The following is a 13,436-nucleotide window of genomic DNA, read 5'->3' as shown; positions in this document are numbered from 1 at the left end:
CTTACAAGGCGGGGGTCACTGGTTCAAGCCCAGTATCGTCCACCATTATTTTATTGTTAATAATCAATATCTTAGATGGCAAAGTGTTTAAAAACCTTGCTTATTTCTCTGTGCTTTTATTACTCAAATTAACGCTAAATAACGCTATTTTACGGTGGTTCGGGGTACAAAAAGGCTACACAAAATTAATTTAGATTTATTAGTTATAAATATATAACTGGTTCACCTAAATACGATTTGCCTTTAACCTTGAGATCAGTACAAAAACGTAGGTGGTTTTATTAAGTGTACCCCTTCACGGGTACAAGTTAAGCGTTTGAAAATAAAAGAAAAAAGTGCTTGTACCCGCAACGGGGTACATGTATGATACACACCAAATTTGGTCGCTTAGCTCAGTTGGGAGAGCATTGCCCTTACAAGGCAAGGGTCACTGGTTCAAGCCCAGTAGCGACCACCATATCGGACGATTAGCTCAGTTGGGAGAGCACTGCCCTTACAAGGCAGGGGTCACTGGTTCAAGCCCAGTATCGTCCACCATTCTTTAATGACTTATCAAACTAGCTTTGCTAGTCTAAACATCAAATCAATTTGATCTCGGCTCATATATGGACGATAAAGAGCGACAAAGACATAACGAAGTAATTCAAAACTCAAAAGTAGATAACGCCAAGTTGAGCGGCTTTATAGTTGGCTTTTTGGTGGGCTGCTTATTTGTTCAAGTAATATTGCCAATTCTCATATAAAAAAGCCCCGAACTAGTCAGGGCTTTTTGTTTAGTGGTTATTCATAAAATTAACTGGCTTGTACTTTGGCATGCCCGTTGATTTACTTTCCTCGATATCTGAGTGCATAAAGTTAGCGATCTCTGACGCGGGTATTATGAACACGCGACCTGCTTTTTTATGCTTGATTCCATACTTACCGATGTTATCTGATAGTTTTCGCTCAGACATTTTTAGCACCATTGCCGCCTCTTGGAGGTTCAAAGCAATACCATAGTGCCGCACTAATAAATCATGTGTTAATTTAGTTAGCTCATTCACTACCACCCCCAGATAATCGATTCCTCACTAACCGTTGCCACGCAAGTTCAATTTCATCGCAACAGTTATCAATATACTCAGGGCTTGATGCTTCGCGAGTTAATGAGCGCTCTTTACCTTTGATTCCATCAAAGTAAAAAAGGACAACCCGAATGTTCCCATTATGCTTATAGTACGTGAATGGTAGAGGGTAATTATTTTTTAGTGCCATCCGTGTAGGCTCTTTCTCAACAACATACAAGTTGTTAAGATAAGTGAAGTTACGGCCATTAACTGTAAGCGCATTTAACGGCTTATCAGCGCGACTTTGCACAAAAGACGGCGTAGCACTAACAGTCGTTAACTTTTCACTTTCTCTCGGCGTTGTGGTGCTCTGAGTGATATCATCTAACGATACCGGTGGCTTTTCAATCTCAGCACTGAACTCTAGCATTGACTCGGTTAAGACCTTGCCAAGTTGCTTTTCCATCAAGCTATTGTATTCGGCTTGCGCCCATAGCTCAAAAACCTGTGCTATTTGAGCGAAAGATTTACGCGCGTTATCTTTGTTATGCTGCATTACCATTTGCCCCCGCCAATTCATTCGCCGCTAAAAACTGTAACGTTTCGCGCGACACTTCTGTAATTAGGTTTTGAGAATTGCTTAGCGGCCTAAAGATCAAGAACGCACTACCTTTGGTATTCCCGTTGATCGGTTTACCGGTTTCAGGATGAACAAAAGATACTCGACCTTCGGTAATAAAGCGTTTCTCAGAGCATTGAGCAGGCCACCATCTAGCGTCAGGCGTTGCTGGCACTAACATGACAACGGTAAAATTATTAAATACCGACTCACGTAGCGCCTTATCGACAAAAGGGGCTATTTCACCCTTACCGTATGGCGGGTTGAGCCATACGGCCTGATTGTTACTATCAGTATTGCCAACATAGGTACGCCAGTTCACGTTTAAAGCGTCCATTTCTTTAGTCAGAAATAAAGGGCATTTGTGGTTATCGGCACTCGCCGCAGCATCGAGAACAAAGTCAAACTCTTTGGCCATTGCGTCGAAGATATAGCGAGGCGTTGACCAACTGTTCTTATCATAGTCCATCATTAATCCCCCCAAGCTTGGCCGCTTCTGTGGCAACTACTCTGCGTGTTGATGCCTTGCATAAATGGCGATAGCGATTAAATATGGTGTGGTACTTGTCTGATTTACCCAAGTCAATTTCAATCGGGTTATCGACCTTTTTACCGGCTCGCAATCGATATTTCATAATGTTGCCTAGGCAATAACCGTGAAATTGTTCTTCGGTCATCGAACTAGCGATAATTTCAATCGCTTCTACGCCGTTTAAAACTTCGTAGTGCTTAGGGTTGTTAACGTTGTCAGTCATTACGCTTTACCCCCAACACCATATACGCTAGTTGTTCTTAAGAATTCGTTTTTCCAGTGCCAGTTATCCATAACAAGCTTGTCGAATTGTGCCTCTGACAGCTCAATAATTGGGTCGACAGTTAGCTCGACCATTTTTATCGCGCGCTCATAGTCGGCTACATGACTAGTTGGGATAGGTAGGCCAATGTTTTCTGGCGGTTGGTATGTTGCGTTTGAGTCAATTAGGTTGGCGTAGACGCTCACTTGTTCACTAAAGTCTTTACGGCGTGCATCAAGCGCGCTATTCAAGTCCTCAATGTGCTTTTCTAGATTGCTTTTTAAACAACAAAGTAGATCGTCTTTGTTGATTTTTACGTTATTAATTAAATTTTCGTGGTGCATCATTTTGATGTTCCTGCCTTTTGTTAGTTAATTTATGTGCGTTGCCGCGCACGGTTTTGTGGCCAAAACTGGCCGAGCGTTAGTTATTCACAACCACCTGAAAAGCTGCCAGAACTATCTGAACTACTAGAGCTATAACTAGAACCGCCGCTATAGCCGTCACTGTAACCAGTGTCAAAACTAGTTGGCGCATAATCATTTGATGAGGGTGCCGGTGATGGTGACGGGTTAGTTGGCTCATGAGTGTGAGTTACCGAGTCGAACATTTGCTCAATTTCTGAGGCATCACTCATGCTGCATTCATCGACAACTATTGACCATAGAACCCAGTCGTTAGTTTGCTGGTCGTAAACGTATCGACGGCCATTGACTATCTTGGCTTTTGTGTATCTTTTTTTCTTTTTGAATAAGTTAAACATGTGAGTTTTCCTATTTGGTTAAAGGTTTAATGCGTCTCGCAACAATGTCTTTGTATTTGCCATTGCGCTTAACTTTTATTGCCTCGATGCGATTTCGTGCGTTGTGACTAAGCACTACTGCGGCATTGAGTGATGAAAACGGCAATGGGTGATCAGGCATTAAAGCCTGCCACCAACGGCATGCACGTTGTTTTAGCCAGTCGTGGTTGTTGTCGAAGTGCAACCACTCTTTAGCGCGAACGCGCCCAGCTTGAAGGTATTCAACACGGCAAGTATCGGGTTGCCCCTGCTTGCGGTGCAGATGAAAGCTAAGCTCGTCTATCTGGTAAACGAGTTCGCCTTTTTCTGTGGTGTATAGCGGTAACGTGCTCGCGATATCGCTATGAGGTTGTTTTTCGGGTTCAGGGAATTCAAAGCCGCAAAAAGGGCAGACTAATACGGCGGCGTGTACTTTCTCGTCGCAGTTTTCGCAATCCTTGGTCGGTGCTTCACCTTCGCCAGTTGTTGATTGTGGTTGTTTGCCAATGTCGGGATCGTCAAATGCTCCGTGCTCTAGAATATTGCCCGCAAAGTCGAGTACTAAACAATTTTCTTTGTCGGGATGAATACGAACACCACGGCCTAGCATTTGAATGTATAAGGCCGTACTTTTAGTCGGCCTAAACATTGCGATTAGGTTTATTTGAGGCTCGTCAAAACCCGTAGTAAGGACACCGACATTAACAATGCAACGAATAATGCCAGCATTAAAATCTGAAAGTATTCGTTCGCGAACAGACTTCTTAGTTTTGCCCGAAATAACTTCACAACTAACCCCTAATAATTTTACTTCTTTGCAAATGTTGTTTGCGTGCTCAATGGAAACAGCAAAGGCTAGCCAATGACTACGGGAACCGCCGTGCTTATACATTTGATAAACGGCTCGCTTGATTAGCTCTTGCTGGTTTACCTTTTCATTAAGCTTTTTGAGAACGAATTCATTGCCTCTTATGGGTACGTCATCAACGTTAACCGTGGGCATTTCGTCGGCGGGGGTAATGAGTGGGGCAATTAAGCCTCGCTCAAGTAGCGTTTTGACCTGAATTTCATAGGCGATGCCATCGAATAAGCGGTTTTTACCTTCGTAAAGGTAGCCGCCACTTAATCGGTATGGCGTGGCTGTTAAACCAACCACTTTCAATAGTGGGTTTAGTTGCATTAGTGCCGCAAGGTAAGTGCGGTACATGCCGTCATCGCTCTTAGGAATTAAATGGCATTCATCAACTAAGACAACATCGAAGCGGCCTAGTAATTCAGGGTGCTTATAAATTGACTGTATGCCAGCAAAAATAACGCTGTTATTGGTTTCTTTTCTGCCAACAGAGTCGGAATAAATGCCAGCATCAACCTCTGGCCATTGAGTTAACAATTTTGCGTGGTTTTGTTCTATTAACTCTTTTTGATGAGTTAACACAAGAAAACGAGCAGAGGGGTAAGCCAATAAATTACGCTTGATGTACTCAGCAATAATGATTGACTTACCCGCAGCCGTAGGCGCAACAACAATAGGGAACGAGCCACGTTGAGCGATAAAGTAATTATTTATCGCTTGAATAGCTTCTTCTTGATGTTGGTACGGCGTATACATTAGTCGATCTCGAATATTTCAAAAAAACGGGTGCCATACGGTGTGGCTTGCCATGTGATTTTTTGGGTTTTAGACCTGGTACATGTTCGGCGCTCGCTCGATTCAACATGGCCGTTGCAAACCAGTGTTTGTAAGCAATCGAATAGCTCGCCGTCCGTTCGAGTAATATCGAGTTGTGCCGCTATTTCGGTGATCGTCATGCTTGTTGCCGCATCCCTCAACGTGGCAAATATTTTTTGTGTTAATGGTCTTTTCATTTGTAGTTAACCTAGTCGTTTGGCTTTTCTAGCTTTTACTTCTTTGCGTTTGATTCTGGCTTTATACTTGCGGCGTTCTTTGGTTTCCCGCTGCTTTGCGTAGCGCCTGTTGGCCTCTTTGATGCGCTTTTGTTCTTCTTCCTCGGTACGCACTTTTAACTCGTATAAGCTTTCGCGCGTGTGAGTTGATTTAACCCAGTGAGAACCAATGAAAATGTAGATATAACCAAGGTGGCCGATCTTATAGTAAATGTTGTCAATCAAGTACATTGCGCCGCTTGGCGCTTTGCTATCGTGCGGGAATAAATCATTCATCACTCACCCCCTCGAACGTAGCGTCAAAGTCGTTTAGTAGGGCGAGCACGTTGCTATCGACAAATTCGTAACCGGTTCTGACAATTGCGGCTAGGCTTTCAGAGTCGATAACTGTTTTGGCTTGGGTGCCGTTTTTGAGTTTTAAGCCGTTATCGAATTCGTACTCGATAAAGTTCTCGGCATCGTTGAAGTCAACTGCGACCGCGATATTGGCCAAGAAGTCAGGGTGAAAAACATGGCTTTTACAGCCCACGGTCATTAGATCAGGATGAAGGTTTTGTTCGTTTCGGTAGTTACAGTCCCAAGTACCATCGGGCTTAGGCTCGATGTGGGCGCATGTTCTGCAAGTAACATTTAGCGGGTATTTTTCGGTATGACAGATAGCATAGTGATCGCAAAATCTACATTCAAAATGGCTCGGATCTTCGTGCAACCTGATAGGAATTGTTTTTGATGACGCAACGCTAACCATTCTATTCTCGTAGTGGTCGGCGTGCTCTTGTTGAAAGTGAACAACTTCAACATAAAGCGCGTCAGTGTTCTTATTGACGGCTATATATAAAGCTTTGCTCAATTGTGACCACTTCATATAGAGCTGCATTTGCGTAAAGTGCAGCGGCTTCGATTTCTCGACACCTTCTTTTTCAAGCTTGGTAAACGATTTGTCGTTGTGGGTTTTCATTTCAACAACAACCCATTCGTTCAAATCAAAGTGCTCAAATTGCTCTGTTAGTACTTCGGCAAAGCCGTCACCGGAACCGGAAATATGCGTATTAATTTGGCTGGTTAGTCTGAACTGGTTGCCGTTTGGGTCGGTCGTTAGCAAACGAAAACCAACGCGGTTTAATTCGTCTGCAAAGGTGAATTCTTCTTTGTGGCCACGTTGGAATAGCTTTAATAGTCTGCCATCGTGTTCGATACTTATTGCGTGGCGAAAGTTATAGTAAAGGTGACGTAAACATTGATGACCGCCCATACTTGCGCCAAGGTGAGGGCGAAACTCACCGTTAAATCGTGTCTGATAGTTCTTATAAATTGCTTGAACGATATCAGCACATTGTTGTGCCGTGGTACTCATTTCTTAGGCTCCGTTGTATGGCTGTTTGCCGACAGCCATACGCTTTTTGTTAGAATTAAATTAGCCGTAAAAGGCTTTGCGAATTATCTGCATTGCTTTAGTTGGCTCAGTATTCGCCGGTATGGTGGTGTAGTAAGTGCTGTCTTTTAATCTGATTCTGCGTTGCGTGATGAACGTATCAGCAAAATAGACGCTTACTTGATTTGGAATACCACCTTTATCGATGAATAGCGCCATATCAGATGGCGCATTAGAGCAACGTGCAACAGTCCCGTGAAAGTCTGTTACGGTCATAAGCTTATTGTCTTTGTTGCTGCATGAACGGCGGCACGTTGCCGGTATTGTTCTGCATTGGTTGTTGAGCTTGTTGCGGCGCTTGTTGCTGCATTTGAGGCGGCATATTTTGCGGCTGCATTTGTTGCTGTTGTACCTGCTGTGGCGGCTGTTGCGCTACAGGTGCTTGCTGAGCCATTGCGTCATCTTTAGGGAAGAAGTCGACAACAGAGTTGTAAACAGGCACTTGATCTACGGCTGAGCGAGTTTTGTTTTTCTTAAGCTCTTTCAAATCGTCTTTAGATACACCAACACCTAGCGTTAAAATAGCACCGTCCATCATGTACGCGTTTTGCGGGTCAAGCGTTGGCATTTGATTTACATCGCCATTGAATTTATTGGCAATGACGTTTTGATAAAGGTCGAATAGCCAGTTCTGCTCGCGGTTCGTGCGCCATTCCATTTTAGGGCTTGAGTGCTCTAACCAGAGATTAATAAAAACAGTGCGAGTGGTGCTGTCAGGCATGAAAACATCAACTTTAGATCTGAACTCAGTGCGTTGACTGGTGCGGTCGTTGTTGAATTTGCCAACTTCAATCTCACATTCGTTTAACTGGCAGCGGTAGTTGCCGTCTGGGATAAGCTCAAAGCTTTTTTCTTCTACTTCGTGTTTTTGAAAGTTGTTTGCTTGAATTTGAAACATAATTAGTTACCTTGCTTAGGTGCGTTAGACGCGATAGTTGTCATTAATTGGTTAAAGTCCATTGGGATTGGCTGTTGAATGCCGTAACGGTTTTTCGATGTGTACTTTTTGCTTGAGTAACAATGTAAAACACGTTTACCGGTTTCTATTGCCGTGCCTTGCTGACGGCCAAAACCTTGATCTGTTTGCTTGATAATCTGCTCTAGTTCACAGTAAGCGACGATATCGGCTTGCGTGTGAATGTAGTCACCGATTTTGTTATTGATGTTAAGGACGTACTGGTCATAAGCCGCTTTATCTGGCGGGCTAATGGTTTGGGTTTTGGTGTGGGCAATAAGGATTACGCCCATATTGGTCTGCGCGCGAAGTTCTTTAAGTTCACGAACAAATCGATCCATCCATTCCAATGCACGGGTATAGCCTTTACCGTAGCCGCCGCCGACTTCCTCGATAGAATCCGCGTTGTTAGTGTCACATAGCTCAGACCAGATTTTTTTCTCTAGTGCTGTTACTGAGTCAACAACAAGCCATTTGCGGTCGCGAGGGTCATTTTTAATGGCTTGTAACTGGCCTAAAACGTCCTGTGCTGATTCAGGTTCAGGCATATGCGCAACTGGCAACATGCCCAAGCCATCCTCGGCAATAATAAAAATTGCGTCCTGCGCTTGTGCTGCAAATGTTGTCTTACCAACACCCGCGTCACCGTGCAAAACGATAATAGGGGGCTTTGACAGCGAGTTAACAACTACGCTGTCCATTGAATACTTAGACATAAAATTTACTCGATTGGTGTTAACGAAACCGCTGTTTTTGCTGGCTTAGCCTCGATGCACGTAGCAACTCTAGTCATAAGCCGAGGGTTAGCTTTTGCAAGCGCGTTATATTCACGCATGTTCAAGCTGGGCGTGTATTTGATGAGGTCAGGCGCTAGCTCTGCTAAGCGGTCTGGATCGGTGATTTTTCGGGTTAATTTACCGGTTGTTGCAACGACGAATTTAGGGGATTCGTGCTTTGTCACACCTTCGGTTTTTGCTCCGCATAGCTCAATCAGCTTTGATTCAACATCAAGGATTTGCTCGGTGATATCGTGCTTTTGCTGTTTAAGCGTTTGCAGCGTAATTGCGAGGCTTTCTATTTGACTCGTGACATTTTGTGTCACGGGCGTGACATTTTGTGTCACATTTTTTTCGCTTGGGTGCGAAAATTCGTTGATCTGACCGTGACGATCAGATACATTTGCGTTGGGGGTCATGCCAATGGCTCCTGCTTTTTGTTAGAAGCATCGAAAGATGCGATAGTGTTTTGTGAGTTGCCGCTCACTTTTCACGTTCCGCGCCTCAGTCAGAAATGGCTGGGGCGCAGTTCTTTTTAATTCCCAATTCCTTCGAAATATTTCCAAATTACACCCGCCATATCGAGTGCTTTTTTTAAGTTACTTGAGTAATTTTTTTTTGCAAGATCAAAAAATGTCACTTTTTTTTCATTTTTTTTTCGAGTCATTTTAAACGTGACTTTTTCTAAACCTTTGTTACCAATTTGTGTTTTTGGCTGTTTAAAGTAAAAGCTCAGTTATAACGCTTGTTTTATGAGGTTTTGATGATTATTCGATTATATTTTAACTCGAATATAAGGTATTATTACCCTGATTTTTATCGGTCTATTTTAAATAGGCCGATAAATTTTTAAATTGTTTTAAACCACTCGTTCGTGGCTACAGCCCTTGTTTACAAAGGATTTTGATTAATGCTATAAATCGTCCCAGTTTGATTGGGCTAGCATTAACCCAATATAAATGGAAAGCGAAAAGGTATTAACCGCGACTATCCAACGTAGTCAAAAAAAGGAACGGAAAAAAATGTTCAGACAATGGTACATGAGTCTGTCGCAAGCTGATAGACGCTCATTTTGCAAAGATGCTGATGTGAAGCAAGGTACTGTTAAGAATGGATATCTTGCCATAGATCCGCTTAAACGGACTATGCCCCGCCCCGAATCGCTCGCCAGAATGGTTATTGCTAGCAGGAAGTACGGCAAAATTACTCTTGATGTAAATGCAATGCGTGGTTACTTCTTTGACGAGGTAGTCCAAGCCTTAGTCGATGAACACGACGAAATGCACGGTACAGAAAGGAGTGATCACTAAAAAAAAGCAGGATCTACATTGGCATATTCAATGAATTTTGCTCAAGAAGCGGCAAAACTTGAGCAAGCAAAATTGTCCGAACAGAAAGTAATGGACAACCCCCTTCAAGAATTTGAGGTAACACTAAAAAGTTATGGCTTAGAGCCAAACCATATCGACGTAACAGGCTACGGAACCTTTAAAAGAATCCCTAGCAATGTCGGCGGCAAACGCTCTAAGGACTCAGGCTGGTACTGGCTAGAACAAGCAGGCGATACAATGTTTGCGTGTTACGGCGATTGGCACGTAGGTGACAACAATTACTGGCAATCAAGTAATGCAAAGCGCTTATCACCCGATGAGCGCAAAGCATTAGATGAGCGCATAGCGAGAACAAAAGCGTTACACCAACAACACCTAGAACAGCTAAGAGATAAAGCAGCGGAAAAAGCGGCAACGCTTTTAAACCAGCTAGAAGATGCAAACACAAAACACCAATACCTAAGAGATAAAGGTGCCTCTGTTTACAAAGGCGTTAAAACCGATGGTAAGTTTTTGTATATCCCTGTTTATATCCAAAACCAGATCCGCAGTTATCAGAAAATTGATGCAAAAGGCAATAAGCAATTTTTGTATGAGTCTGAAACAAAGGGTGGTTACTTCTGGATAGCTGGTACTACGTCGACAGACATTTACCTTGCCGAAGGTTACTCGACTGGTGATACCGTTCACCGTGCGACAGGTGCTAGCGTACTTGTTTGCTTTAACGCGAGTAACATGTATGAGGTGTTATTACATTTTCGCACGATAGATAAAGATACACCGGTAACTATCGCAGCCGATAATGATCACCACAACAATGATAAAAAGTGCGGGAATACTGGCCTAATATACGCTGAAAAATGCGTTGAAGACTTTGCCGGTGTTCGCATGCACTACCCTGAAAATATCAAAGGCACCGACTTTAACGATATGGAACAAGAGCTAGGCTTGAGCCAAGTTAAGCGAGTGCTTAACAGCTATGTTCCGCGCTTTGATATTTTACCCGTTCACGATATGGATATTAAGCCGACCGATTGGCTTATTAAAAATATCCTACCCAACGTAAACCTCGGCCTTTTATACGGCGCTAGTGGCCACATGAAATCGTTTCTTGTGTTTGATATGGCGCTAAGTATTGCCGCTGGCATCGACTGGCATGGCAATAAAGTAAAAGAGCCAAAGAGCGTCCTTTATATATGTGGCGAGGGCTTTTCAGCAATCACCAAGCGATATAAGGCTTGGGTTCATGCAAAACAAATCACTGAAAAGTTACCGTTTTTTATGACAAACAAAGCTGTTCATTTTCTAGATGAAGGACAGCGATTTGATGTGCTATCAGATTTAACATATTTCATGGCTCAAAATGGCCAAAAGGAATATCCAGCATTAATTATCATCGACACGTTAAACCGTAACTTTGGCGATGGTGACGAGAATAGCACGCAAGATATGACTAATTTTGTTGCGGGTTGTGATGAGTTACATCACAAAACCGGCTCAATGATTTTTATTGTTCATCACTCAGGAAAAGGTGAACTTGCAACGGCGCGAGGTTCAAGCGCTTTAAGAGCAAGTCTTGATGTTGAATATCAAGTAACAATGAAGAATATCGAAGAATTTGAGGCGGGAATTCAACCGGCAAACATCGAGCTTAAGTGTACGAAAATGAAAGACGCTGAGGCTCCTAAGTCAATGTTGTTTGAGCATGAAAGCGTCAATATCCCCAATGTATTCGATGAGGATGGCGAGCCAGTATCGTCTGTCGTATTGCATCCTATCTCTAGCCAAAAAGTGAACTCGTCAGAAATTCGAAACCTTATCGATCAAGACGTGGCATTCAACGCTAAAGCTAAAAACAACAAAACAGATTTTGCATTACTTGCAATAAAAGATGCCCTGATAAATACAGCCGCAGGCATGCTTGGGAAATCCAACCAAAAAGCCGGTGTATTTGTTCAGGTGCCAATTGATGACGTAACAACTCGCTATCGCGCCATTTGCGAACGAGAAAAATTAGATATGTCCTCAATGCGTAAATTGAAGTCACGAGCAATTGATTCACTAGTCGATATGAAGTTTATCGATGCACTTGGCAGCAATACTCATTATGTGATTTCAAATAAAGAAGTAATTAAGAAAATTAATCAAATAATCGACGAACGATTTAATTAACGGAGTAAAAGGCAATGCAGGCATTACAACAAAGCGGAATGAGTGATTACAACTTGTCGATTTTGTTTCTTAAAAGTAGACAAAGTTTATCGGCATCGGTTGAGTACGTAACACCAGAAATCGCCAAAGAATACATAAAGGTCAACCATGAGAACAACAGAACTGTTGATAACAGAGTTGTTGAGAGCTTCGCGTGGCAAATGCTTAGGGGGTTATGGATTAGCGCGTCAGGGGAAACCCTCAAATTCGATCAGAAAGGCAAATTTGTTGATGGCCAACATAGAGCTTTAGGCGTTATCAGAGCGGCGGAAATAGCAGCGAATTCAAATGGCGAACACTATTTTAAAGGCGTTGAATTCTTAGTTGTTACTGGGGTGCCAGAAGAAGCATTTATAACCATTGATGACGGGCATAAAAGAACATTAAGCGATGCTTTTAAGATCCGTAATATGTCGGTTTCAGGCCAAAAATATATTAATGGTGCAATCAAAACACTAATGACATTGAGAGATAGCACCTTGTCAGGCAAGCATTATGAAGTAGAAGCAGGATTAAAACGCCGTTCAACCTCAGAAAGTATTGCATTTTATGAGCAGCTAAAAGGTATTGACGAGCTTTACTGGAAATTCAAAGACAAATTTGCATTTTCACGCATTGAGGGAGTAATGCCGATAGCACAAGCTTTTGCCATGTACTACTTGTTTCATGATCAAAACGAAGAAGCTTGTTTTAGTGTGTTTAAAGATTTTGAACAACATGCGGCATTCACCGAGAAAAACTCGGCAGCACATTTAATCGCCGTGAAGTTAAAGCACGATAGAAACTTGCGTATTCGCTACCGAGCATGGGAATACATTACATACTTTTTGACGGCATACAGCCGACAAATTGAACCGAATATTTTACCACTTCCTGTAAAAATCAAATGGAATTGGGACACGTCAAACCCTGTTATTTCAGGGGCAGTTAAAAAGTTAATGAGGATCGACTAATGGCAATCAATAAAAAAAATCAGGTGTACTTATCAGTAAGTACAGGTAACGGCAAATTTAATAGGAAAGATGGCTTTCAAGCAACCTTTATCGATGCCGAAGGCCAGCCACAATATAAGTCCATGACGTTTGATGAGGGTGAGCATGAGCTGCCATACCAAGTGGTTGACGCTTGGGCGCAAAGTAAGGTTGATGAATTCGGCGCTAAATATGTGAGGCCAACACTAGAGGAATTACTTGTAAGACTTGAAAAAGCTCGAAGTAAAAGCCGACCGTCTACTATGGCTGGGCGATTACCAGTAGATGAAGCCGAAGAAAGCAGAAAAATGTTATTAGCGATGAGCAACTATAACTTTTTAGATGTTGAGATCAAAAGGGCTTATAGAGTGCTTGGTGAGGACAGAGTATACGATGTGCTAAGCCGAGCCAAAGCCTTAGTTGATAACTTGGTTGAAAAGGAGCAAGAAAAAAGAGAAGCAGCTAGCGCCGAAGCCACTAAAAAAGCACAGCCACTATTTGAAGCATATAAAAGCACTGGTATTTGCTTGTCTGACTCAATTAAAGACAAGTACGTACTTGAAATTTACAACGAGCTAAAAGCTCAACACAACTCAAAGTAAAAAGGAAGATTAA

At 42.6% G+C, this 13,436-nt stretch carries 18 protein-coding genes and 2 tRNA genes; 6 read left to right on the top strand and 14 right to left on the bottom strand.

The window, feature by feature from the left end; all coding sequences use genetic code 11:
• The first annotated feature begins 381 nt into the window (after window positions 1-381).
• Both J7384_RS17370 and J7384_RS17365 read left to right on the top strand, forming a co-directional pair.
• Window positions 382-457 (top strand) — tRNA-Val (locus J7384_RS17370).
• Window positions 458-461: 4 nt separating this feature from the next.
• Window positions 462-537: transfer RNA gene (locus J7384_RS17365), tRNA-Val, on the top strand.
• 236 nt (window positions 538-773) lie between these two features.
• Here the strand turns inward: J7384_RS17365 and J7384_RS17360 are convergent.
• The 14 genes from J7384_RS17360 to J7384_RS17295 form a co-directional block, all read right to left on the bottom strand.
• Window positions 774-953: a hypothetical protein gene (locus J7384_RS17360; protein WP_209115810.1), complete on the bottom strand. Its 180-nt coding sequence runs from the start codon at window positions 951-953 to the stop codon at window positions 774-776.
• A gap of 82 nt (window positions 954-1,035) precedes the next feature.
• Window positions 1,036-1,602 (bottom strand): hypothetical protein, encoded by a 567-nt coding sequence (locus J7384_RS17355; protein ID WP_209115809.1) that lies wholly within the window; start codon window positions 1,600-1,602, stop codon window positions 1,036-1,038.
• Complete coding sequence (locus tag J7384_RS17350; RefSeq protein ID WP_209115808.1) at window positions 1,592-2,137, bottom strand: phage N-6-adenine-methyltransferase; 546 nt, start codon at window positions 2,135-2,137, stop codon at window positions 1,592-1,594. The genes J7384_RS17355 and J7384_RS17350 overlap by 11 nt, the downstream gene beginning before the upstream one ends.
• Window positions 2,124-2,420: a DUF3310 domain-containing protein gene (locus J7384_RS17345; RefSeq protein ID WP_209115807.1), complete on the bottom strand. Its 297-nt coding sequence runs from the start codon at window positions 2,418-2,420 to the stop codon at window positions 2,124-2,126. The genes J7384_RS17350 and J7384_RS17345 overlap by 14 nt, the downstream gene beginning before the upstream one ends.
• A complete protein-coding gene (locus J7384_RS17340; protein ID WP_209115806.1) occupies window positions 2,420-2,806 on the bottom strand; it encodes a hypothetical protein in 387 nt (128 codons plus the stop codon). The genes J7384_RS17345 and J7384_RS17340 overlap by 1 nt, the downstream gene beginning before the upstream one ends.
• Before the next feature lie 80 nt (window positions 2,807-2,886).
• The gene (locus J7384_RS17335) at window positions 2,887-3,222 is read right to left on the bottom strand and encodes a hypothetical protein (protein WP_209115805.1); all 336 of its coding nucleotides are present in this window, start codon (window positions 3,220-3,222) and stop codon (window positions 2,887-2,889) included.
• A 10-nt stretch (window positions 3,223-3,232) separates the two neighbouring features.
• The gene (locus J7384_RS17330) at window positions 3,233-4,849 is read right to left on the bottom strand and encodes a DEAD/DEAH box helicase (RefSeq protein ID WP_209115804.1); all 1,617 of its coding nucleotides are present in this window, start codon (window positions 4,847-4,849) and stop codon (window positions 3,233-3,235) included.
• On the bottom strand, window positions 4,849-5,049 hold the full coding sequence (locus tag J7384_RS17325; RefSeq protein ID WP_209115803.1) for a hypothetical protein: 201 nt from the start codon (window positions 5,047-5,049) through the stop codon (window positions 4,849-4,851). The genes J7384_RS17330 and J7384_RS17325 overlap by 1 nt, the downstream gene beginning before the upstream one ends.
• Window positions 5,050-5,112: 63 nt before the next feature.
• Window positions 5,113-5,421 (bottom strand): hypothetical protein, encoded by a 309-nt coding sequence (locus tag J7384_RS17320; RefSeq protein ID WP_209115802.1) that lies wholly within the window; start codon window positions 5,419-5,421, stop codon window positions 5,113-5,115.
• Window positions 5,414-6,499 (bottom strand): hypothetical protein, encoded by a 1,086-nt coding sequence (locus J7384_RS17315; protein WP_209115801.1) that lies wholly within the window; start codon window positions 6,497-6,499, stop codon window positions 5,414-5,416. The genes J7384_RS17320 and J7384_RS17315 overlap by 8 nt, the downstream gene beginning before the upstream one ends.
• 60 nt (window positions 6,500-6,559) lie before the next feature.
• Window positions 6,560-6,793: a hypothetical protein gene (locus tag J7384_RS17310; RefSeq protein ID WP_209115800.1), complete on the bottom strand. Its 234-nt coding sequence runs from the start codon at window positions 6,791-6,793 to the stop codon at window positions 6,560-6,562.
• A gap of 4 nt (window positions 6,794-6,797) precedes the next feature.
• The gene (locus J7384_RS17305; protein WP_209115799.1) at window positions 6,798-7,475 is read right to left on the bottom strand and encodes a hypothetical protein; all 678 of its coding nucleotides are present in this window, start codon (window positions 7,473-7,475) and stop codon (window positions 6,798-6,800) included.
• Window positions 7,476-7,477: 2 nt separating this feature from the next.
• On the bottom strand, window positions 7,478-8,248 hold the full coding sequence (locus tag J7384_RS17300) for an ATP-binding protein (RefSeq protein ID WP_209115798.1): 771 nt from the start codon (window positions 8,246-8,248) through the stop codon (window positions 7,478-7,480).
• A 5-nt stretch (window positions 8,249-8,253) separates the two neighbouring features.
• A complete protein-coding gene (locus tag J7384_RS17295; RefSeq protein ID WP_209115797.1) occupies window positions 8,254-8,727 on the bottom strand; it encodes a hypothetical protein in 474 nt (157 codons plus the stop codon).
• A gap of 540 nt (window positions 8,728-9,267) precedes the next feature.
• Between J7384_RS17295 and J7384_RS17290 the strand changes: the two genes are divergently transcribed.
• From J7384_RS17290 to J7384_RS17275, 4 genes are read left to right on the top strand one after another with little or no spacing between them, the layout of a single operon-like run.
• Entirely contained in the window at window positions 9,268-9,618 is a 351-nt protein-coding gene (locus J7384_RS17290; protein ID WP_209115796.1) for a hypothetical protein, read from the top strand.
• A gap of 30 nt (window positions 9,619-9,648) precedes the next feature.
• Complete coding sequence (locus J7384_RS17285) at window positions 9,649-11,811, top strand: AAA family ATPase (RefSeq protein ID WP_209115795.1); 2,163 nt, start codon at window positions 9,649-9,651, stop codon at window positions 11,809-11,811.
• A gap of 14 nt (window positions 11,812-11,825) precedes the next feature.
• Window positions 11,826-12,803 (top strand): hypothetical protein, encoded by a 978-nt coding sequence (locus J7384_RS17280; protein ID WP_209115794.1) that lies wholly within the window; start codon window positions 11,826-11,828, stop codon window positions 12,801-12,803.
• Window positions 12,803-13,423: a hypothetical protein gene (locus J7384_RS17275; protein WP_209115793.1), complete on the top strand. Its 621-nt coding sequence runs from the start codon at window positions 12,803-12,805 to the stop codon at window positions 13,421-13,423. The genes J7384_RS17280 and J7384_RS17275 overlap by 1 nt, the downstream gene beginning before the upstream one ends.
• Window positions 13,424-13,436: the final 13 nt, after the last annotated feature.

The organism is Endozoicomonas sp. G2_1, from assembly GCF_017744155.1.
Lineage (GTDB): Bacteria > Pseudomonadota > Gammaproteobacteria > Enterobacterales > Alteromonadaceae > JAGHQT01.
This window is presented reverse-complemented; position numbering and strand designations above follow the sequence as displayed.